Source organism: Sphingomonas sp. TDK1, assembly GCF_001650735.1.
GTDB lineage: Bacteria > Pseudomonadota > Alphaproteobacteria > Sphingomonadales > Sphingomonadaceae > Sphingomonas.
In genome coordinates this window covers 213,669-234,487 of the sequence record NZ_LXVY01000001.1, presented here as the reverse complement: position 1 = coordinate 234,487, position 20,819 = coordinate 213,669, and the positions used below count along the sequence as shown (strand labels likewise).

Here is a 20,819-nt window from a genome sequence, read left to right as displayed (position 1 = left end):
CTGTCACCGCTTGGAAGGGATGCTGTCATAGGTTCTATCGGTATACAATACCAAATGGAGAAACTGGTTTTATATATGACAGCAGATGGTAGCGCTCGATACCATTTTTCTCTCCGAATGTTGCCCAAACGCAACGCGTCGGCGCTCACGGATGCAAGCGCCGACGCAGCGGTCCGCCGGAAAGGTGCCGACGATCAGCGCGGTGCGGTAAAGCCGCCGATCTCGGCAATGGCCAGCTTGGGCTCCGGCAGCGCCGTCTCGGCGAAGCGAAGGCGGAGATATCGCGCAGCACGCGGCGCGCCGAAGGCGATGCGCTGCGTGGAAAGCGCATAGGCGATGTTGCCGAACTCGCCGCTCGCGGCCGGCTGCCATTGCTTTCCGTCGAGGCTGGTTTCGGCCTGATAGCCTTTGGGCGGGGCGGCGTCGGTCATGACGTGGCGCGACGGCGTGAGGCTGAACCCGGCGAGCGTGGTTTCCAGGCCGAGGTCGATGGTCACATCAACGGGTGCGCCCGGCGTGGGCGCGGCTGCCATCCAGATCGTTCCGGGATCGCGATCGATCACTTTGTCCGCGCCCGGCGCGCTCGCCGAGACGATCTTCCAGCTGCGCGTGTCGAGCACGGTAGGATCCGACGAGACGATCGGCGCAACCGGCACCGGCGCGACCGACCGGAACAGCGCAAACTCTGCGATGGCGGGGCAGGCCGGCGCGTCAAGGATGCGCAGCCGCACCCGGCGCGGGGCGATCGGCTGGGGCAGGCGCAGGATTCGCTGGGCGGAAATACATTCCTTCTCCGCCAATAGCTGCCAGCGGCCGTCGATTTCCGCATCCACCGCAAAGCGTGTCACCCGCACGCCCAGCGGCAGATATTCGCGCAGCCGGATCACGTCGAAGCGCGTTCCCGGCTTGAGTTCCAGCGTCAGCACCGGCTTGGTCGTGCTCTCCGGAGTGGACCAGTAGGTCTCGCGGTTGCCGTCGAGTACGCGGGCCGCTTCGAAGCCCGTACCGCGGGTGGCACTGGCATGGGCGACCGCACCCTTGGCCAGATCGCGTGCAAAGGTGGCGCGGATCGCATCGCCATAGCTCTTCAGTATCTTCACATCCTGGTCGGCGATGCGGCCGCGGCGGTCCGGCGGCAGGTTGAGGTTCAGATTGGTCCCACGGCCGACCGACTCGTCGTACAGCTGGATCAGACGTTCGGGGCTTTTGACCCGCGAGTCCTCGTCCGCGTGATAGAACCAGCCGGGACGGATCGAGACATCGGTCTCCGCCGGCCACCACAGCGCGCCGCCGCGCACGCCCGAATTGCCCTCGCTCTGGACATAGGGGTGGCTGGGCATCGTCGGCCAGCAAGGATCCCCCGCCACGCCATCTTCATTGCCCACCCAACGGATGTCCGCTCCCAGCGGATCGAAGGTGCAGGCATCGGGCTGGAGCTGGTGGACGAGGGCGACGATCGACGGCCAGTTGTAATAGGCCGGTGCGTCGATCTTCCGCGTCTCGCGCGCGCCGCCATAATAGCCGTCGCCACCATTGGCGCCGTCGAACCACACTTCGAACAGCTTGCCATATTGGGTGCACAGCTCGGTCAGCTGGGCGCGGTAATAGGCGATATAGCCCGGGCGGCCATAGTCTGGATGGTTGCGGTCCCAGGGCGAGAGATAGACGCCGAAGGGCAGGCCGGCGCGCTTGCACGCATCGGACATCTCGCGGACGATGTCGCCCTGGCCATTCTTGTAGGGGCTGTTGCGGATGCAATGCTCGGTCAGCTTGGTCGGCCAGAGGCAGAAGCCGTCATGATGCTTGCAGACCAGGATCAGGCCCCTCGACCCGCCCGCCTTGGCTGCCGCGACGATCTGGTCGGCGTTGAAGTCGCTGGGGTTGAAGGTCTTGGGGTCCTCGTCGCCATAGCCCCACTCCTTGTCGGTGAAGGTGTTCATCGAGAAATGAATGAAGGCGTATTGCTCGCGCTGGTGCCATTTCCACTGGCGCTCGCTGGGCGTGGCGCCAAAGGGTCGGGGAGCGGGCGTCCTGGTGGCGCCACCGGTCGCGGCATGGGCGAGCGCCGGGGTGGCGATGCCGGCGGCGACGAGCGCGCGGCGGGAAAGGGTCGTCATTTGCGTTCTCCGGAGAGGGGTTCGGGGATGAGCCAGGTCTCGGCGACCTGATGACCACGGCCGCTGCCGCCCATGCCGGCGGGCCGCGTCCAGGCGAGATCGAGCGTGCCGCCGCGCGTGGCGGCGGCGGGGATGGGGATGTCCACCGTCATCGGGTTGGTCGTGCGATCGAGCGGAGGGTGGAGCTCGATGCCGCCATTGGCAACGAGGCGCATCGGCAGCCAATAGTCCTCGCCGGCATAGGTGGCGACGAGTCGGTAGCGCCGCTTCGGATCAAGGCCGGTGTAATGTAGCCGCAGCGGTGCGTCGTAGAGGCTTTCGGCATAGCTGATCCACGACATCCGCCAGCCGTCGTTCGGCGTGCGGTCGGCAATGCCCTCCACCGCGCCGTGGAAGCGCAGCGGATCGGCGAGCGGGCTGCTGCCGCGCACGAGGTGGGGCGCGTTCCAGGGATCGCCGAGATCGTCGTAGAGCGCACCTTCCTTCGCCCGCGCATAGTCGGCGAGCTGGGCGGGGGAGTGGGTGGCGAGCTGACGCTCGATCCAGACGCGATCGTTCAGGTCGACATCGACTCGGTCCAGATTGGCACCGCGCTCGATACTGGTTGCACCGTAGCGTTTCACGCTGAGCTGGAGCCGGGCGCCCTTCCACAACCGCTCGGCGAGCGTGAACAGCCGCGTGCGGAGCGCCGAAACCGGCGTCGGATCGGCCTCGGCGAGCAGCGCGCGGGCGCTCGCTGCATCCGGCGCGGCCCGCGCCGCTGCCTCGCGGGCGCGCGCCGCGATCAGGCGATGGCGAACGATCGCGTCATAGACCGCACGGTAGCGGAGTGCGTCGACCCGCCAGTCGGCCCAGGCGGCGGGTACCAGGCCATCCACCAGTCTCAGCGTCGCGTCGATGCCGGTATTCGCGGCGGGATCGCCGGTCCAATTGTCTTCGAGTGCGAACAGCGCCTGGGCCGCAGCGGGATCGCCGATGAAGGTCGTCGCATACGCCCGTGCGAACGCATCGAGCTTCACGGTTGGATCCCAACCCATCCGGAACCAGAGGAACTGGTTCACATCGTCATTTACGCCCTCCGAATAGGTGACAAAACCGCCATTGTCGGGTGCCAGACGGGTGAACAACTCCTGCATTGCCCGCGGACGCGGGTTGATCGGCTCGCGACCCTCGGTCAGCGCAAAGGCAGGGCTCCAGCGATCGACGGGCACTTGCGCGTGCATGGTATGCGCGATGTCGGGGTAGAGCAGCAGCTGATATCCGACTGGCACATGTCGCCGCTGCACGGCCACAGGATCCCGCGTCTGTGGGCCGGCGAAGATGCCGGTGAGCCATCGCGGACGGCGGGCCAACTGGGCGTAGAAGGCATCAAGCCCTGCCGCGTCGAAGCCCTGGGTCGAGATCCAGACCGTGGCAGCGGGATTGCGCGCGCGCAACGCCGCGGCTTCCGCCGCGACCAATGGGAAAAGCCGGTCGGGCGTGGCGTGCCCCGGGTCGCCGCCGGGTACGTACAGCGCATCCACCTGCGGAAGCTCGCCGAGCAGGGCGCGGAAGCGCTCCAGCTCGGCGCTGCGTTCTTCCTGCGTCTCATAGTCGCGCAGGTTCGGATAGTAGAGCGCGAAGTCGATGCCCAGCCGGTGTGCAAGCACGCCAATGCCGCGCAGCGTCTCCAGCGGTGGGGCCGGGAACAGTGGGCTTGTAGCATCGTCGTCCGATACCGGCGCGATAACCTGCACGCCGCTCGCGCCCCATAACGCAAAGTCCTCGATGCGCCGGCGGAACATCGCCAGCGTCCAGGCATCGTAGCTGTTGTTCTTGGCGCGATATCCGATTTGCGTCAGTCGCACCGGCTGCGCGGGTGCGCTGTCGTAGCGGAGCGGCCGGGCGCCGTTCCGCAGGTACCAGCCAGCGCCATAAACCAGCCCGCGCGTGCCCTGCGCTGTGATCACCAGCGTGTCGCCGACCCTGCGGACGGCAAAGCCGTCGCTTGCAACTCTCCGAGGCGCCACGTCCCGCCACGCCGCGCGTCGGGACGCGGGCAGGGCCGCTTCCACGCGCTGCCGCGGTGCCAGCAGGACATGCGCGCAGGGCGCATGGCGCTCCTCAAGCCGGCTGCGCAGCAGCTCGGCGGCGACCTCACCGCCTGCGCCGGACGTGACGCAGGAGGCCGATGCCAGGAGCGCGCCGGCGACCAGCATCAGCCGGGCGCGCGCCCATTGGAGGGCGGCCGATCGGCAAGCGTGCGGCCGAAGGCGGGGTTGGGCTTGTCCGACATGGTGAAACGCAGCGTGCCGCCCTTCACCAAATCGGCATGGGCGATCCAGCTCTTGCGCCACGGCTTGCCGTTCCAGCGGACGGCCGCGACATAGGGTGTATCGGCGCGGTTGCCCGGCGCCTCAATCACCAGCCGCTTGCCTTCGCCGACGATGACTTCCGCCCGTTCGAACAGCGGCGAGCCGAACACATAGATCGCCTCTACGGGATCGACCGGGTAGAACCCCAATGCCGAGAAGACGAACCACGCGCTCATCTGTCCGCAATCGTCGTTGCCGATGATCCCGTCGGGATCGTTCTTGTACATCTCGGTGCACAGCCGGCGCACCATCGCCTGCGACTTCCACGGCGCGCCGACATAGGCGTAGAGATAGGCCGCGTGCTGGTCGGGTTCGTTGCCGTGCGCGTACTGGCCGACCAGTCCCGAAATGTCCGGCGGCGCATTGGCCGGCAACGTGGAAGGCGCGTTGAACAGCGCATCCAGCTTCGCCTCGAATTTCGAGTCCCCGCCCATATGGGCGATCAGCCCGTAGATGTCGTGCTGGTTGAGGAAAGTCGCCTGCCAGCCATTCGCCTCCGTATAGTCACGCCACCAGGGCTTGGGCATGTGGCCGAGCTGGACGGGATCATAGGGTGTCCACCAGCTGCCGTCCGCGAAGCGCGGTCGCGCGAAGCCGATGTTGCCGTCGATCACATTGCGCCAGTTGCGCGAGCGCTTGCGCAGACGTTCGGCATCGCCCTTCTCGCCGATAGCGGCCGCCAGATGCGAGGATGCCCAGTCGTCATAGGCATATTCCTGGGTGCGGCTCACGCTCTCGAACCATTTGTCCGCAGGTACATAGCCCATGCGATCGTAGAGATCGCGGCCCTTGCTGTTGTCCTTGTCCGGCGCGGTGAAATCGAAGCTGCGGCGGCGGATCGCGGGCCAGGCGGCGGCGTAATCGGCCTTGATGCCTTTGGCCTGCGCTTCGGCGAGCGGCACCACGCCGTGCCAGCCAATCATCGTTCCCGTTTCCTTGCCCTGCAGCGGCCAGACAAGCGGGCCATACCGCGATTGCGCCGTTTGCCGGATCAGATCGTCGACAAGCGATTTGGCGCGCGCCGGCGCGATCAGCGTGAGCAGCGGATGCAGCCCCCGATATGTGTCCCAAAGCGAGTAGGTGCTGTAGGCTGCATCGCCCTTCGGAACGGTGTGAATCTGACCGTCCAGTCCGGCATAGCGGCCGTCCACATCCGAGAACAGGGTAGGTGCGAGTTGGGCGTGGTAGAGCGCGCTTGCGAGGATCGTTCGCTGATCCGCCGTGCCGCCCTCGACACGGACGGCATCCAGCGCCGGTTGCCACCGGGCGGTGGCATCGCGGCGCGTCCGATCAAAGTCCCAATGTCCCGCCTCGGTGACGAGGTTGGCGCGGGCCCCCGCGACGTCCACCGCCGAGATCCCGCAACGTACGAGAATTGGGGCATTTCCGGCATCCGCATAATGCAGGACCGCCTTCAATCTCCGGCCGGTGACCTTGCTGCTCCCCGTCGGCTGCTCCGCATCGTCATCGCCGTAGAATGTGATCCGATCGGGCTGGCGCGACAGCTGGAGCGCGAAGAAGATCTTTCGACCCTTGGCCCAGCGGAAAACTTGTCGCCGACCGGTGATCGTGCCGTCCGGTTCCAATTCCATCAGCGCGTCCGCGATCAGCGGCGGGCTATCCGAACTGTCCAGGACGAGGTGCGACAGGTCAAGTAGCAAATGTCCGGAGCCGGCCGGGAAAGTGTAACGATGCCAACCAGTTCGCTCGGTCGTGGTAAGCTCGGCGAGCACGCCGTTGGCGAGGGCTACACGGTAATAGCCGGGCTGCGCATGCTCGTCATGGTAGCGCTGGCGATAGCCCGTTTCGGGCTTCTCGCGCGTTCCCGGCTGCAACAGCACCGCGCCCCGGCCGGGGGTGACGAGCAGGTCGAGCAGGTCGCCGATGCCGGTGCCGGAAAGATGGGTGTGCGAGAAGCCCAGGATCGATCCGTCGCTGTGATAATAACCCGAACAGGTTTCCCAGCGCTCCACGCCCGTGTCCGCGCTCAACTGCACCATGCCGAAGGGCAGGGTGGCACCAGGAAAGGTGTGGCCGGTCCCGCCGGTGCCGACGAACAGGTTAGGCGCATTTTCAGCTATGGGTTTTGCCAGAACGGTTCGCGGCGCGGCTGCGGCAGCCAAGCCGGCCGCGCTGCTGGCGAGAAGGTGCCGTCGGGTAGGAGTCACAGCATTTCCTGGAGAAGTTTGGGTTGCACCGTCGCGAGGTGGAGAAGAAGTTCGCCGAACAGGCCATTGGCCCATGCGAACCAGTCGCGCGTGAACTTGGAGGGATCGTTCTGATCCACGGCTTCATGGATGAAGCCTGTCCTGGCATCGCTATTGCTAAGCATTCGCAGGATATTGCGAAGCGTTCGCGGATCGCTGTCGTATGAAAATCCGCGCATAATCAACGACATCGGCCAGACATGGTCGAGGCCGACATGCGGCCCGCCAATGCCTTCGACGACACTGCCGCGGGACCAATAGGGATTGGCCGCGCTCCACGCCGCCGCCGCCGTGCGCTGCCACAGAGGGTCCTCGCGATCGACGCAGCGCAGATATGCGAGGCTGGAAAGCGACGGGACATTGGCGTCGTCCATGAAGATTGCGTTGCCGAAGCCGTCGACTTCGAAGGCGATCACCTCGCGCCCGTCGCGCAGTCGCATCGTGCCGTATTCGCGCAGCGCCGCCGCGACTTCATCGGCCAGCGCCTTGGCGTCGTTGGCGAGCGCCACGTCGTTCCGCACCGCCGCCGCCAGCGCGGCCAGCTCACGCAGCGTCGTCACCGCAAAGTAATTGGACGGAATCAGAAAGGGATAGACGCAGGCATCGTCCGATGGGCGGAAACCCGAATGTATGAGACCAATGGGCCGGCTGGGCGGGCCATAGCCATCGAGCATCAGCGTTTCCGTCGGCCGGTCGCTGCTTCGCAGGAAGCGATAGGGGCCAGGGCCGTCCTTGCGCTGCTGCTCGCGGAACGTGCGGAGAATGGCGCGCGCGGCCTCCGCCCACTGCGCGTCGAACGGTGTGGTGTCGCCGGTCGCCTTCCAATAGTCATGGGCGAGCCGGATCGGATAGCAGAGGCTGTCGATCTCCCATTTTCGTTCGGCGACGCCGGGCTTCATCTCGGTCTTGTCGTGCAGTGCCCAGCTCAGCTTGGTGTGGGCATGCGGATCCGAGAGGAAGGCATTGGCGTAGGGATCGAGCAGGATGCAGCGGGCCTGACGAGCGATCAGGCCCTGGTACAGGCGGCGGAGATCGGCGTCCTCTTTTGCCAGATGCAGATAGGGCCGTACCTGCGCTGAGCTGTCGCGCAGCCAGAGCGCATCAATGTCGCCGGTGATGACGAACGCGTCGGGCTTGCCGTCTACCACGCCCATTTTCACGGTGGTGTCGAGCGTGTTCGGATAGCAATTGCCGAACATCCAGCGCAGCTTGGGATCGGCGATCTTGCTGGAAACACGCACGATTTCGCGCTCCACCGCCTTGCTGACGAAGCGGCGTTCGGCCGGCGCGGGCCGCTTGCTGACGAACGCAGCCTCGTTCGCGGCAAAGGCGGGGGTGGCGGCGAGCGCGAGGCCCGAGCCGAGCAGGGTGCGGCGATTGATCATTTCGGCGATCATTTCGGCAGCACCTGCGCGTCCCCGGTTAGCGTGAATTCGGCCCACTGGCCGGCGCCGTCGCCAGGCTGGCCGCCGCCGATCCAGACGCGATAGCTGCCCGGCAGCACCCGGCGGGTGCCGTCGCGCGCGACGCTGCTGATGCTGCGCGGATCGAGCGTGAACGACAGGCTGGCCGACTTGCCCGGCGCGAGCGACGCCCGCTGAAAGCCCGCGAGCTGGCGCTGGAGGACCGGCGTCGTGAACCCGCCTGGTTTGCCGGCGGCCGGCGTCACGACATAGACCTGTGCCACTTCCTCACCGCTGCGGTTGCCCGCGTTGGTGAGCGTGGTGCGGACCTGCACCGGCTGGCCGATGCCTGCGGCCTTCACTGCCACATCGCCATAGGCGAACTTGGTGTAGCTCAGACCATGGCCGAAGCCCCAGAGCGGCTTGCCGGTGAAGTAGCGATAGGTGCGCTCCTTCATGCCGTAATCGACGAACGCCGGCAGATCATCTACCGAGGCGTAGAAGGTCAGCGGCAGACGGCCCGACGGGTTGTTCTTGCCCGCCAGCGTCTCGGCGATCGCGGTGCCGCCCTCTTCGCCGGGATACCAGGCCTCCAGAATCGCGTCGGCGAGGCTCGGGTCGACCGCCACCGCACTGCCGCTGGTGAGGACGAGGACGAGCGGCTTGCCGGTCTTGCGCAGCGCCTTCAGCAATTCGAGCTGCGGGCGAGGCAGCGCGATGTCGGTCCGGTCACCGCCGACGAAACCGGGGATCGAGACGCTGAGCGCCTCGCCCTCGAGATCGGGCGACAGGCCGAGCACCGCGACGATGGTGTCGGCGTTCTTGGCGGCATCGAGTGCCTGGGCGAGCATCGGCTCGGCCGGGGGCTGCCACATCAGGCGGACGCCAAAATCCTCGCTGCGATGGTCGATCTCCATGCGGAAGGGCACGGGGCGGCCCTCGCTGGCGACCTTCACCGCGACGCGCGCCTTGCCGAGCGGACCGTCGTGGAGGAGTTTGCCGTCGACCCACAGCCGTACCGCGTCGTGCGTGGTGCAGTCCTTCCAGCAGGCGGGGATGTCGACCGCAAGCTCATACTCGCCCGCGCCTGGGGGCGTAAACTCGCCGCTCCAGCGCACCGCAAAGCCGGTGGGGTTCAACCCCGGCAGCGGTGCTGCGCGGGTATAGTTGAAGTCGATGCGTCGGTCCTGCCGGGTGGCCACCGGAGTGCCGGTAACCGTCGGCGAGGCGAAATACTCGGCCTTCAGGCCAGGCTTGCCCCCGGCGCGGAAGGCGGTTTCGGGCATGATCACCGCGCCGGCCTCGGCCAGCTGCGAGCCTTGCGCATATACGACGCGATCGGCGCCGAATTGGCGGCGGATGCCGTCGAGCGGGGTCACCGGATCCTTGGCGGTGCCGTGATAATTGCCCTCCAGCACGCCGAGATCGTCGGCATTGGCGCCGATCACCGCGATGCGGCCGCCGGTCGCGAGCGGCAGGCGGTCGCCGTCATTCTTGAGCAGCACGATCGCCTTGCGCGCGGCCTCCAGCGCCAGCGCGCGGCGGGCCGGGGTGCCGAGTTCGCTCGGCTTGATCTTGCCCCACGGATTGGCGCCGCCGAACGCGATGCCGAGCGCGCGGCGGGCGTCGAGCGCGCGCTTCAGCGCCACGTCCACTTCCGCCTCGCTGACCAGCCCGCGCTTCACCGCCTCGGGCAGCGCCGCATAGGTGGTGCCGCAATTCAGGTCGTTCCCGCCCTTGATCGCGACCGCAGCGGCTTCCGCTGCATCCAAGCTGTAATGGTGGAAGCTGTGGATGTTGGCCACCGCGTCGCAGTCCGAGACGGTCAGGCCGGTAAAGCCCCAGTCCTTGCGCAGCTTGTCGTTGAGCAATCCGCCCGCGGCGCAGGCCGGCGTGCCGTGGATCGAGTTGTACGCGCACATCAGCGACTGCGCCTTGCCCTCGGTGATGGCGAGGCGGAAGGCGGGGGTGTAGGTCGATTCCAGATCCTGCGGGCTGGGATCGACGTCGAAGCCGTCGCGCCCGGCTTCGGGACCGCTATGCACCGCGAAATGCTTGGGTGTGGCGAGCACCTTGGGGTGTGCCGGGTCCGGACCCTGCAGCCCCTGGATGAAGCCGATCGCGAGATGGCCGGTGAGGAAGGGATCCTCGCCATAGGTTTCCTGGCCGCGACCCCAGCGCGGATCGCGGAAGATGTTGATGTTGGGCGACCAGATCGTCAGCCCCTCATAGATCTTGCGGTCGGCGCTTACCGGCTTCGCGTTGAACTTGGCGCGCGCCTCGGTGGCGACGGTGTCGCCCACCTTGTGGAGCAGCGGCACGTCCCAGGTGGCGGCGAGGCCGATCGCCTGCGGGAACACCGTGGCGTACCCGTCGCGGGCGAGGCCGTGCAGGCCCTCGTTCCACCAGTCATAGGCGGGCAGGCCGATGGTCGGATCGGCGGGCGCGGTGCTCTGGAGCTGCGCGGCCTTCTGCTCGATCGTCATCTTGGCGATGGCGGCAGCGACCGGATCGGGATCGCCGGCGAGGAGAAGCAGGGGAAGAAGGGGCATCAACGGGGTCCCAGCGTGCGAAGGGTGAGGGCGCGGGCGAGCGCAGCAGCAGTCGCCTCGGAGGTGACGGTGAGCGTACGGCTTTCGCCCGGCAGCAGATCGAAGCCGTTGTCGCTCGGCTGCGCGACGGTGGTGCCGAAATCGAGCATCACCGCGCGGGCGAGGGCGCCGGCGGTGATGGTCACCTGCTTGCCCTGCCAGCGGACGGACAGGCGCGGGGCCGGATAGGCCATGTCCTTGGGCAGGGACCGTTCGAGGATGGCGCGCGAGACCGGCTTGCCGTCGATCCACAACTCGGCGACGGCATAGCTGTCGGCGGGCGCAGTGGCGCCGAACAGATCGGCATCGGCGATGGTGGCGAGTTCGAGCGCGCCCGGCGACAGGTCGAATATCGACGCCTTTGCGCCCAGCGGCTTGCCGTCCATGGTGAAACCGCTCACGCGCCATTCGGCGGCGATCAGCCTGGTCGCGTCGGACACGGCAGCAAGGCGGGTCACGCCGTCCTTGTGCTCGGCGACGATCGCCTGGGGCGCGAACATCCGGCGCGCCTCGTACTGGAGCAGCTTCCACTGGCCGTCATAGTCGATGCTCGCCCAGCTGATCGCCGGCCAGGCATCGTTGAGCTGCCAGTAAAGCGAACCCATGGTGATCGGCGCGCAGGCACGGTGGTGGCGTGCGGCCATGCCGATCGCCTGCATCTGGTTCACCTGGGTGAGGTAGACGAGATCGGCGAAGTCGGCGGGCTTGCGCAGCCGCTGGTCGAGATAGAGCTGGAGGCGGCTATTGCCTTCGCCAGCCAGGAACTTCTGGTGCGCCTTGAGTATCGGGCTGTCGATCGCCAGCGGGCCGTTGCCCGCGAAGCCGCGGATCGTCGACAGGTTCGGCATCGCCTGGAAGCCGTACTCGGACATGAACCGCGCGCAGCCGTTCAGGTAGTTCTCGACCGGCTTGGAACCCGACCACACGTCCCAAAAATGACGGTCGCCGGTCGCATCGGTATCGACCGGGCCGGTATAGTCGTTGGATGGCGAGCCCGGCCAATAGGTGGTGCCCGGCGCTTCCTTCAGCACCGCGTCGCGCAGCGTGCGATCGAACAGCACCGCCATGCCCGCGCCGATCCGCTCCTGCTCGTCGGCGCCGACATTCTTCTTGAACGCCTTGCGATCGGACCAGTTTTCCCAGCCCGACAGGATCTCGTTGCCGCCGTTCCAGCCGACGATCGACGGATGCGGCTGGAGCCGGGCGACCTGCTCTTCTGCCTCGATGCGCACATTCTCGCGGAACGCCGCGTCGGGCGGGGTGATCGAGCCGCCGAACATGAAGTCCTGCCACACCATCAGCCCGAGCTCGTCGGCGGCGGCGTAGAAGGCGTCGTCGAGATAGTATCCGCCGCCCCAGACGCGGATCATGTTCATGTTGGTGTCACGCGCATCGGTGAGCATGCGGCGCATGCGCGCTTCGGACACGTTGTTGGGGAACATGTCGAACGGGATCAGGTTCGCGCCCTTGGCGAAGATGCGCAGCCCGTTGACGCGGAAGCCGAAGCCGCCGCCCTGGGTGAGCAGCTCGACGGTGCGCAGGCCGATGCGCTGCGAGACGCGGTCGCTGACCGCGCCGTCTTCTTCCAGCGTCGCCTCGACCTTGTAGAGGGGCTGCGCGCCATAGCCCGCCGGCCACCAGAGCTGGGGCTTGGCTAACGTGAGCGGCACGCTGACCGCGTTCTCGCCAGCGCCGAGGGTGAGCGTGCGCGCCGCTTCGACGGTCTGTCCGTCGGGGCCGGTGATGCGGGTGCGGACGGTGACGGCGCGCGCGCGGTCGCCGAGCAGCTTCCACCGTGCCACCAGCCGGGCCTCGGCGGGGTTCAGCGCTTCCTGATCGACGCGGAAGCCGTCGATGCGGGCATCGTCCCAGGCCTCCAGCCGTACCGGCCGCCACAGGCCGATCTTGACCAGGCGCGGCGCCCAGTCCCAGCTGTAATCGTACTTGGGTTTGCGGATATAGGGCGAGGTCTGCTTGCCCTTGGGTTCGTCGCCGAACGCGGAATCATATTCGCCGGGCAGCGGAAATTTCTCCGCCAGCACCATTGGCTGCAGCGTCTTGATCGGCGAGGCGATGGTGACGACCAGCTCGTTCGCGCCGGCTTTCAGCGCATCTTTGGCGTCCACCCGCCAGCGGCGGTGGGCGTTGTCGGTCTCGATCAGCTTGCGGCCGTTGAGCGTAACGCTCGCGAAGGTGTCGAGCCCGTCGAATACCAGGTCGAGATGGTCGCGCGCCAGCATCTCGGGCGTGACATTCAGCGTGCGGCGGAACTGCCAGCGGGTGAGGCCGGCCCATTGGATCGGCGCCTCGTTGATGCCCTTATAGGGATCGGGCACGCGCTTCGCCGCGATCAGGTCCTGCTGGACGCTGCCGGGGACCTTGGCGGGGAACCAGGCGGCTTCCTTCGGATGCGCCTTGGCCGCCTCGGCGTCGCTGGGGTCGATGCGGACCTGCCAGGTGCCGTCGAGCGAGATCGACTGGCGCGGATCGGCCCAGGCCGGCGTGACCAGTGCAAGCAGCGGCAGCAGGGCGAGCGAGCGGGCCGTCACTTCGCGTTCTCCGTCAGCACCACGCGCTCGACCGTGTAGAACGGGTCACTGAGCGGGGAGGTGAACTGGAAGCACAGATCCTCGTCGCCGCCGAGCTTGGGCAGCGTGCCGGTGAAGCGGAACTGCTGCGGCGCCTTGGCGGGATCGGGCAGCGGGAAGGTGCCGACCACGATCGGCTTGATCGACGGGTCCTTGGCGGCGGCGATGCAGCGCGCGCGGACGATCAGCTCGCCGTACGTGCTGACGTTGTAATGCGCCCGCACCTTGTTGAAGTCGTGCGCGAGGCCATAGTTGCGCGGGGTGCGGGCGACATCGACGGTGAAGCCGGTCGCGACGTCCAGCGGCGCGGCCGGGTATGCCGTGCAGGTGTCGAACAGGTTGACGTTGAACACCGGCGCATTCTCCTGCGCCTCGGCATTGAGCGGCACGCGCAGGCCCAACGCGCCCTTGGGGCAGGCGATCATGTCCGAGCTGGTGCGGGTGAGCAGCGCGGCGCGGCTGGTGTCGAAGGTGCGCGGCGTCGCGGTGGCCACGCCCGCAGCGTCGAACGCCGCGGCGGCGATCGTCGTGCCGGGCTTGAGCGTCAGCGGCGCCTTGTAGACCGGCGACTTCGCCGTGGGCTGCTTGCCGTCGAGCGTGTAGCGGATCGTGCCGAAGCCGGTCTGGGTGGTCAGCGCCACCTTGGCCTGGTTCGCCCGCAGCGCATCGCCGCGGGTGCCCTGGAGCTTGTAGTCGACCGCAAAGGCGCTGTCGGCGACTTCCATGCCCGATCGGCGCCAGCGCGCCATCTGCGGCTGAAGGCGCGTGACGAAGCCGGTGAAGTCGCGCTTGTCCTTGCCCGACCAGGTGATCTCCGCGATCGCCGCGGCGCGCGGGAACAGCATGTGTTGCACCTGGTACGGCGTGATCAGATACTCGCTCCACGCGTTGCCCTGCGCGCCCAGCACATGGCTCGCCTTGGCGGCGTCGATGCCGACCGGCATCGGCTCGTACTTGTACACGTCGGCCAGCGTCTGGATCGACAGGCGGCCCGGCGGCTCGTCGCGCCGGTCGCTCTGCAGGCTGTCGAGATAGAGCGTCGGGGCGGGGGTCAGCACCACGTCATGCCCCTGGTTCGCGGCTTCCACCGCGCCCTTCTCGCCACGCCACGACATTACCGAGGCCGATTTCGGCAGCCCGCCTTCGAGGATCTCGTCCCAGCCGATCAGGCGGCGGCCATGTTGTTCGAGATAGGCGCCGAACTGCTCGATCATCCAGCTCTGCAGCGCATTCTCGTCCTTGAGGCCGAGCGCCTTGATCTGCGCCTGCACCTCCGGCGAGCGCTCCCACTGGTCCTTCACCGCCTCGTCGCCGCCGAGATGGACATAGGTGCCGGGGAACACGGCCATCAACTCGTCGAGCAGTTGCTTGACGAAGGCGATGCCCTTGGGGCCGGGGTTGAAGAGGTAGGGGTTCACGCCCCAGTCGTGCGACACTTCGGTATGGTCGCCGAAGATGCCGAGTTCCGGGTAGGCGGCGACCAGCGCCTGGGCGTGGCCGGGCAAATCGATTTCGGGGACGATTGTCACGCCGCGCTCGGCGGCATAGGCGACCAGGGCTTTCAGCTGCTCCTGCGTGTAGAAGCCGCCGACCTTGGGGCCGGGCGCGCCGCCCGTGCTCGGCGGGGTGCGCCAGCCGCCGATTTCGGTGAGCTTGGGATAGCGCTTCACCTCAAAGCGCCACCCTTGATCGTCGGTGAGATGCAGGTGGAGCGTGTTGAGCTTCACGGACGCCATCTGGTCGACCACGCCGTACACGAATTCGATCGGCTGGAAGTGACGGGCGACGTCGAGCATCAGCCCGCGCCAGCCGAAGCGGGGCGCGTCTTCCACGTCCAGGGCGGGCAGCTTCACTGGCTTGCCGAAACCGTGATCGGGGCTGAGCAACTGCGCGAGCGTCATCGCGCCGTACAGCAGCCCGCGATCGCCCGAGGCGGCGATGCGCACGCCCTTGGCGTCGACGGTCATGCGATAGGCTTCGTCGCCCTTGATCGCCGGATCGCGTTCGAACCGAATCGAGCCGTTGGAGCCGGCGGTGCCAAGGGTGAGGCCGCGTTCCGTCTTCACATGCGCCGCCAGTAGGCGGGAGGCGGCAGCGGCGGCGTTGTCGCCCGCCGGCACGGAAATGGCGGTGCCGTTGCTCACCGTGAAGCTGCCCTTGCCCATGGTGACGCTGGCGGGAAGGGGGGTTAGCGGCGGCACGGTCTGGGCAATCGCGGTGGAGGACAGCAAGAGGGCCATCCAGCCCGAATACCTTGCCTGCTTCAAAAACGCGCCCATCCGATACTCCCCTCTCGTGCGGCCGCCGAGCGGGGCCGAAGCAAGGGTGTAACCAATTTAGATCCTATCGGACAATAGGCTTGCGCGAACGGACAAAGTTCTTTGCATTTAGCCTCTTGACCTAGACCTTTGCGGCTGTTGGTATCATCGTACCAATGTAAGTCCGTAGGAACGCGGGTTCGTTCTGCGGGAAACCTGCTGTAGGCACTGTGGTCCGGTCGGGCAACGGTGTCAGGCAAGGGGGAGGACAGATGACGTTTTCGGATCAGATAGGCCGGTTTCGCGAAGGCAATCCGTCGCCGCTGTATCTGCAGCTGCAGCAACTGATCCGAGAGGCGATCAGCGGCAAGCTATTGAGCCAGGGTGATGCGATTCCGCCGGAGCGCGACCTCGCCGTGGAATATGACGTGTCGCGTATCACCGTGCGCAAGGCGATCGGCGGCCTGGTCGAGGAAGGGCTGCTCACGCGCCGCCGCGGCGCCGGCACCTTCGTTGCCGAGCGTGTCGAAAAGAGCTTCTCCAAGCTCTCCTCGTTCACCGAAGACATGGCTGCCCGCGGCCGCGCCGCAAGCAGCAGCTGGATCGCGCGCTCCGTCGGTCAGGTAACGCCGGAAGAGGCAATGGCGCTGGGCCTGTCGCCGGGCGCGGGCGTCCTGCGCTTCTCGCGTATCCGCTTTGCCGATGGCGAGCCGATGGCGCTCGAGTTCTCGACCATCGCCGGCTATTGCCTGCCCTCCGTCGATGCGGTGGGGGACTCGCTATACACCGCACTCGAAGCTGCCGGGAACCGGCCGGTGCGCGCGCTTCAGCGGCTGCGCGCGGTGCCGTTCCTGGGCGAGCACGCAAAGATGCTTGGTGTCGATCCCGGCCATGCCGGCCTGCTGATCGAGCGTCGCGCCTTCCTGCGCGACGGGCGTCCGGCTGAGGTGACGCGTTCCTACTATCGGGGCGATGCCTATGATTTCGTGGCGGAACTCAGCGACGTCTGAGCCGGTCTGTTTTGCGTTGGGGGGAGTGTTGTTGATGGATCGTCGCCAGTTGCTGCTCGGCAGCGCGGGGTTGGGGGTGCTTGCCTCGCTTGGGATGCCCGAGGCCGAGGCGGCGGCGCGAATCGTAGAGGGCGATGGCCTGCCCATGCCCGCGCCGAAGACGCTGCTGATGCCGCGCCTGCCGGACGGCGATCCCACGCGGACCCGCATCGAGCATGGCTGGCGCTTCCATGAGGGCGATGTGGTCCCGCCCGCGCCGCGGGACCATGACGAAACCTATGGCAGCGTGAAGGCTGGAGCCGCACGCGGCGCCGCCGCACCCGCCTATGACGATAGCGATTGGATGGAAGTGCGCTTGCCGCATGACTGGGCGTCGTTCCAGCCGTTCGAGAAGACCGCCAATGTCTCGCAAGGCTATCGCAAGCGCGGCATCGGCTGGTACCGTCGACGCCTGACGCTCGATCCCGCCGATCACGGCAAGACGATCGAGGTGCACCTCGACGGCGTCGCCACGAATGCGACGGTGTGGGTGAATGGCAGCATCGTCGCGCACAGCTGGTCCGGCTATGCCAGCATCATCGTCGACATGACGCCGTTCGCGCGGTTCGGCGATGAAGACAATGTCATTGCGATTCGCGTCGATGCCGAGGCGATGGAAGGCTGGTGGTATGAAGGGGCGGGGCTTTATCGCCATGCCTGGCTCGTGCGCCGCGCGCCGGTCTCGATCATCACCGACGGTGTGCATTGCGATCCCCGCAAGACGGACACGGGCTGGAACGTGCCGGTCACCGTCACCGCGGGAAATATCGAGCGCGTGCCCGTGGCGGTGGCGCTTGAGGTGGAACTGCTGGATCCCAGCGGCAAGCGCGTGGCGTCCGGCACCACCGCCGGCAGCGTCCCGGTGCTGGACCGGGCCGAGCTTGCACTGACGCTGTCGTTGGGCAGCCCCAGGCTCTGGTCGGTGGACACGCCGACGCTGTACACCATCCACAGTCGCCTGCTGCGCGATGGCAAGCTGATCGACGAGCGCCGCACCGCGATCGGCTTCCGCACGATCCGATTCGATGCCGATCAGGGCCTGTTCGTCAACGATCAGCACGTCAAGCTCAAGGGCGTGTGCATCCACCAGGACCATGCAGGGGTCGGCGTCGCGCAATATGACGCGCTGCTTGGCTGGCGGCTGGAGCGGTTGAAGGCGATGGGCTGCAATGCCATCCGCATGTCGCACAATGCGCCGACCGCGGAGCTGCTCGACTGGTGCGACCGGATGGGCTTCCTCGTCATGGACGAGAACCGCCACTTCAATCCCGCGCCCGACTATCTTGCCCAGCTCAGCTGGATGGTGCGGCGCGACCGCAACCATCCGAGCGTGATCCTCTGGTCGGTGTTCAATGAAGAACCGATGCAGGGCACCGAAGCGGGCGTCGAGATGGTCCGCCGCATGGAAGCCGCCGTGCGCAAGCTCGACGACAGCCGGCCGGTCACCTCGGCGATGAACGGCTCCTTCTACAATCCGTCGAACGTGTCCTCGGTCGTCGACGTGATGGGGTTCAACTATTACCAGGACGAATATGAGAAGTGGCACCGGCTGAACCCGGGCCGGCCCAGCACCAGCTCCGAGGATACCAGCGCCTTCGAGACGCGGGGCGCCTTTGCGAGCGATCCGGCCAAGCACGTCATCACCTCCTATGATGACGAGGCTGCTGCCTGGGGCAATACCCATCGCAGGGCGTGGCAGTTGATTGCCGCCAAGCCCTTCATCGCGGGTGGGTTCGTGTGGACCGGATTCGATTATCACGGCGAGCCGACGCCCTATGACTGGCCGACCATCGCCAGCTTCTTCGGCATCATGGATCTGTGCGGCTTCCCCAAGACCGCGTTCGGTATCCACAGTGCCGCCTGGATCGACGATGCGCCGGTAGTGTGGCTCGTCCCGCACTGGACCTGGCCGGGAAAGGAAGGGCAGAATATCAAGGTGTTCGTCGCCTCCAATGCCGAGAGCGTGACGCTGCTGCTCAACGGCAAGACGATCGGCACGCAAAAGGTCGATCGGCTGCAGGGCAATGAATGGCAGGTGCCCTATGCGCCCGGCCGGCTCGAGGCGCAGGCGATGCGCGGGGGCAAGGTCGTCGCGCGCATGGTGCATGAGACGGTCGGCAAGCCGGTCGCGCTGCGGCTCACCCCGGCGCGCACGGTGATGGCGGGCGACGACGAGGACGTGCAGCCGATCACCATCGACGCGGTGGACGCGAAGGGGCGGCACGTGCCGACGGCGAACCTGATGGCCAACTTCACGGTCGAGGGCGCGGCGATCCTCGGCGTGGGCAATGGTGACCCGAACAGCCATGAGCCGGAGAAGGGCAATGCCCGCTCGCTGTTCAACGGCCTCGCCCAGATCCTGGTGCAGGCGGGCACCGGCCGCGGCAAGATCACCGTTCGAGCGACCGCCGAGGGGTTGAAACCCGCACTGCTGACCATCGACCGCGCCGATATCACGCCGCGCCCGCAGATCGGCGTCACCCCGCCGCTGATGGTGCTGGGGGACTGGCGCCGTTCGCCATCCACGGCGGCGAAGCCGACGCCCGGACTCGTGCCGGACAATAATAGCTGGTCCAGCCTGCGCAGCGCCGTACCGACGCCTGCCGAACCCCAGGCGGGTTGGCGCGTCTATGCCAATCGGGTGACGCCATGGAAGCGCGTCGCTGCCGAAGGCGGAACCCTGCGCTTCGCCAGCATCGGCGGCCGAGCCGAATTGTGGATCGACGGCAAGAAAGTCGCCGAGAAGACCGACGCTGCGCCCGCCGCCTTGGACGCGAAGTTTCCCGCCGGGGCCGGCCAGCGGACAATCGAGCTGATCGTCCAGGCAGTCGCGAACGCGCCGTCCGGCTTGCTCGGTAAGGTTACCTTGACGCCGCGCTGAGCTGATCGGGGAGGGGCGCTCGGCCGGGCGATCCGATACCCCTCCACCACGTTAACCAAGTCCGTTCATGGCTGGTTGGTACCGCTAACCTTAGGGCTTCGGCACCAAGGGGGCGCCATGAATCGATTGATCGGATGGCTGGTCGGCGAGCGCGTCGGGCGCGCCTTCCGTGCGCATGATTTTGCAACCGGTAACGCGCTTTGGGGCCTTTTCCTCTGGTGGGGGGTGGGCTGGCTGGGCGCGACGGCTGCTACCTACAACCTGGGCAAGCACTGGGCCGTGCCAGGCTGTATCGGGGCGCTGGGCCTGGCGCTGCTACTCTGTCTTCGGCGCCCGCTCGCATCGGGGCTGAAGCAGGCGATGCTGAACGCGATCGGCTATACGGCGCGGTGGGTGATGGCGCTCAGCGCCGCCTATGTCGCAATCCGCATCTTCTGCGCCGCGATCTTCGGCGAGATGAAGGCCCACGGCCTCGCCGCGCTTCCCTGGCAAAGCCTGGAATTCGCCTCGCTGCTGTTTATCGGCGGCGGCACGGTCGCGATCGCGGTGTCCTCGTTGTTCGCCGCAGACCGCCTGCGCCTGGACGGTGAGCGGAAGGCGCGGCTGGCGTGGCACGAGGCCCGCCGCCGTGCCTCCGAGAACGCGGCGGCAGGGCCTCCCCCGCCGCCGCCGCCGACAGTCGAGGATGCCTGGTGGACCGTGCTGGAAGTAGCGCCCGACGCAACCAGGGCCCAGTTCGAGGCGCAGGGGCGCACCCTACTGAAGCAATATCACCCCGATCGCTGGATGACCGCGCCCCGGCACCTGAAGGCGCAGGCCGAGCATCAGACGATACGCATCCTCAAGGCGCTCGCCGAGGCTCGTGCCGCCGCCAAGGCAAGTTGCACAGCGTAAGGCGGATCCCGTCCCGGCTCCTCTTGCGGCAATTAAGCCTTTGCAAAGGCGCCCGCTTTATAATGGGTGGCGATGTACACGATCCGCTTCCAGCCCGAGCGCAGCCTCCTCGACATCGCCTGGCACAGCATCTTCCTGCCCGATCAAGTTCCGGAATATGCCCAGCAATGCCTGCGACAGTTTCTCGCCGAAGGGCTAAAGCCAGGGTACCTGCTACGCATGGACATGCGCCGGAGCGCCGTGCAGCCGCGCGACACGCTCGAATCCTTCGCGCACAATTTCCGGGACTTTCCCAAGGCCTCGCGCATCGCCGTCGTCACGGCCAGCGCCCTGCAGCGGATGCAGGTCTTGCGGGTGATGACGCAGCCGTACCTCCGCGTCTTCGACGATGCGGATAGCGCCCTCGACTGGCTGCTTGGCGACGACGCTTCGGGGCCAGCCGAGGAAGGGACGAACGCGGGTAACGCTTGAGCGCGG

General features: G+C 67.0%; 11 protein-coding genes. 4 read left to right on the top strand and 7 right to left on the bottom strand.

Translation table 11 applies throughout. The features are described from left to right. Positions 1–194 precede the first annotated feature (194 nt). The 7 genes from A7X12_RS01015 to A7X12_RS00985 are packed head-to-tail and all read right to left on the bottom strand — an operon-like array spanning position 195 to position 15,539. Positions 195–2,117, bottom strand: coding sequence for an alpha-L-fucosidase (locus A7X12_RS01015; RefSeq protein ID WP_064309763.1), 1,923 nt, complete (start codon positions 2,115–2,117; stop codon positions 195–197). Then, entirely contained in the window at positions 2,114–4,315 is a 2,202-nt protein-coding gene (locus tag A7X12_RS01010; protein ID WP_064309762.1) for a hypothetical protein, read from the bottom strand. The genes A7X12_RS01015 and A7X12_RS01010 overlap by 4 nt, the downstream gene beginning before the upstream one ends. Further along, entirely contained in the window at positions 4,315–6,639 is a 2,325-nt protein-coding gene (locus A7X12_RS01005) for a GH92 family glycosyl hydrolase (protein ID WP_064309761.1), read from the bottom strand. Before A7X12_RS01005 ends, A7X12_RS01010 begins: the two co-directional genes overlap by 1 nt. After that, positions 6,636–8,063: a glycoside hydrolase family 125 protein gene (locus A7X12_RS01000; RefSeq protein WP_064309824.1), complete on the bottom strand. Its 1,428-nt coding sequence runs from the start codon at positions 8,061–8,063 to the stop codon at positions 6,636–6,638. The genes A7X12_RS01005 and A7X12_RS01000 overlap by 4 nt, the downstream gene beginning before the upstream one ends. 8 nt (positions 8,064–8,071) lie before the next feature. Next, positions 8,072–10,633 (bottom strand): glycoside hydrolase family 3 C-terminal domain-containing protein, encoded by a 2,562-nt coding sequence (locus A7X12_RS00995; protein ID WP_064309760.1) that lies wholly within the window; start codon positions 10,631–10,633, stop codon positions 8,072–8,074. Next, entirely contained in the window at positions 10,633–13,221 is a 2,589-nt protein-coding gene (locus A7X12_RS00990; protein ID WP_064309759.1) for a beta-mannosidase, read from the bottom strand. Before A7X12_RS00990 ends, A7X12_RS00995 begins: the two co-directional genes overlap by 1 nt. Then, complete coding sequence (locus A7X12_RS00985) at positions 13,218–15,539, bottom strand: beta-N-acetylhexosaminidase (RefSeq protein ID WP_064309758.1); 2,322 nt, start codon at positions 15,537–15,539, stop codon at positions 13,218–13,220. Before A7X12_RS00985 ends, A7X12_RS00990 begins: the two co-directional genes overlap by 4 nt. Positions 15,540–15,790: 251 nt before the next feature. On the opposite strand from A7X12_RS00985, the gene A7X12_RS00980 reads away from it, so the two are divergent. The 4 genes from A7X12_RS00980 to A7X12_RS00965 all read left to right on the top strand — a co-directional run bounded on the left by A7X12_RS00980 (position 15,791) and on the right by A7X12_RS00965 (position 20,813). Continuing rightward, entirely contained in the window at positions 15,791–16,528 is a 738-nt protein-coding gene (locus A7X12_RS00980; protein ID WP_064309757.1) for a GntR family transcriptional regulator, read from the top strand. A 34-nt stretch (positions 16,529–16,562) separates the two neighbouring features. Next, positions 16,563–19,448 carry a beta-galactosidase GalA gene (gene galA / locus A7X12_RS00975; RefSeq protein ID WP_064309756.1) on the top strand — a complete coding sequence of 962 codons (2,886 nt, stop codon included), beginning with the start codon at positions 16,563–16,565 and terminating at the stop codon, positions 19,446–19,448. A gap of 117 nt (positions 19,449–19,565) precedes the next feature. After that, positions 19,566–20,342 carry a J domain-containing protein gene (locus A7X12_RS00970; RefSeq protein WP_064309755.1) on the top strand — a complete coding sequence of 259 codons (777 nt, stop codon included), beginning with the start codon at positions 19,566–19,568 and terminating at the stop codon, positions 20,340–20,342. Between the two features lie 72 nt (positions 20,343–20,414). Next, entirely contained in the window at positions 20,415–20,813 is a 399-nt protein-coding gene (locus A7X12_RS00965; protein WP_064309754.1) for an STAS/SEC14 domain-containing protein, read from the top strand. Positions 20,814–20,819 lie beyond the last annotated feature (6 nt).

Bases quoted from the DNA above. Each gene is read 5' to 3' on its own strand.
- A7X12_RS01015 (WP_064309763.1), bottom strand. From the start codon at position 2,117: ATGACGACCCTTTCCCGCCGCGCGCTCGTCGCCGCCGGCATCGCCACC.
- A7X12_RS01010 (WP_064309762.1), bottom strand. From the start codon at position 4,315: ATGCTGGTCGCCGGCGCGCTCCTGGCATCGGCCTCCTGCGTCACGTCC.
- A7X12_RS01000 (WP_064309824.1), bottom strand. From the start codon at position 8,063: ATGATCAATCGCCGCACCCTGCTCGGCTCGGGCCTCGCGCTCGCCGCC.
- A7X12_RS00995 (WP_064309760.1), bottom strand. From the start codon at position 10,633: ATGCCCCTTCTTCCCCTGCTTCTCCTCGCCGGCGATCCCGATCCGGTC.
- A7X12_RS00985 (WP_064309758.1), bottom strand. From the start codon at position 15,539: ATGGGCGCGTTTTTGAAGCAGGCAAGGTATTCGGGCTGGATGGCCCTC.
- A7X12_RS00980 (WP_064309757.1), top strand. From the start codon at position 15,791: ATGACGTTTTCGGATCAGATAGGCCGGTTTCGCGAAGGCAATCCGTCG.
- galA (WP_064309756.1), top strand. From the start codon at position 16,563: ATGGATCGTCGCCAGTTGCTGCTCGGCAGCGCGGGGTTGGGGGTGCTT.
- A7X12_RS00970 (WP_064309755.1), top strand. From the start codon at position 19,566: ATGAATCGATTGATCGGATGGCTGGTCGGCGAGCGCGTCGGGCGCGCC.
- A7X12_RS00965 (WP_064309754.1), top strand. From the start codon at position 20,415: ATGTACACGATCCGCTTCCAGCCCGAGCGCAGCCTCCTCGACATCGCC.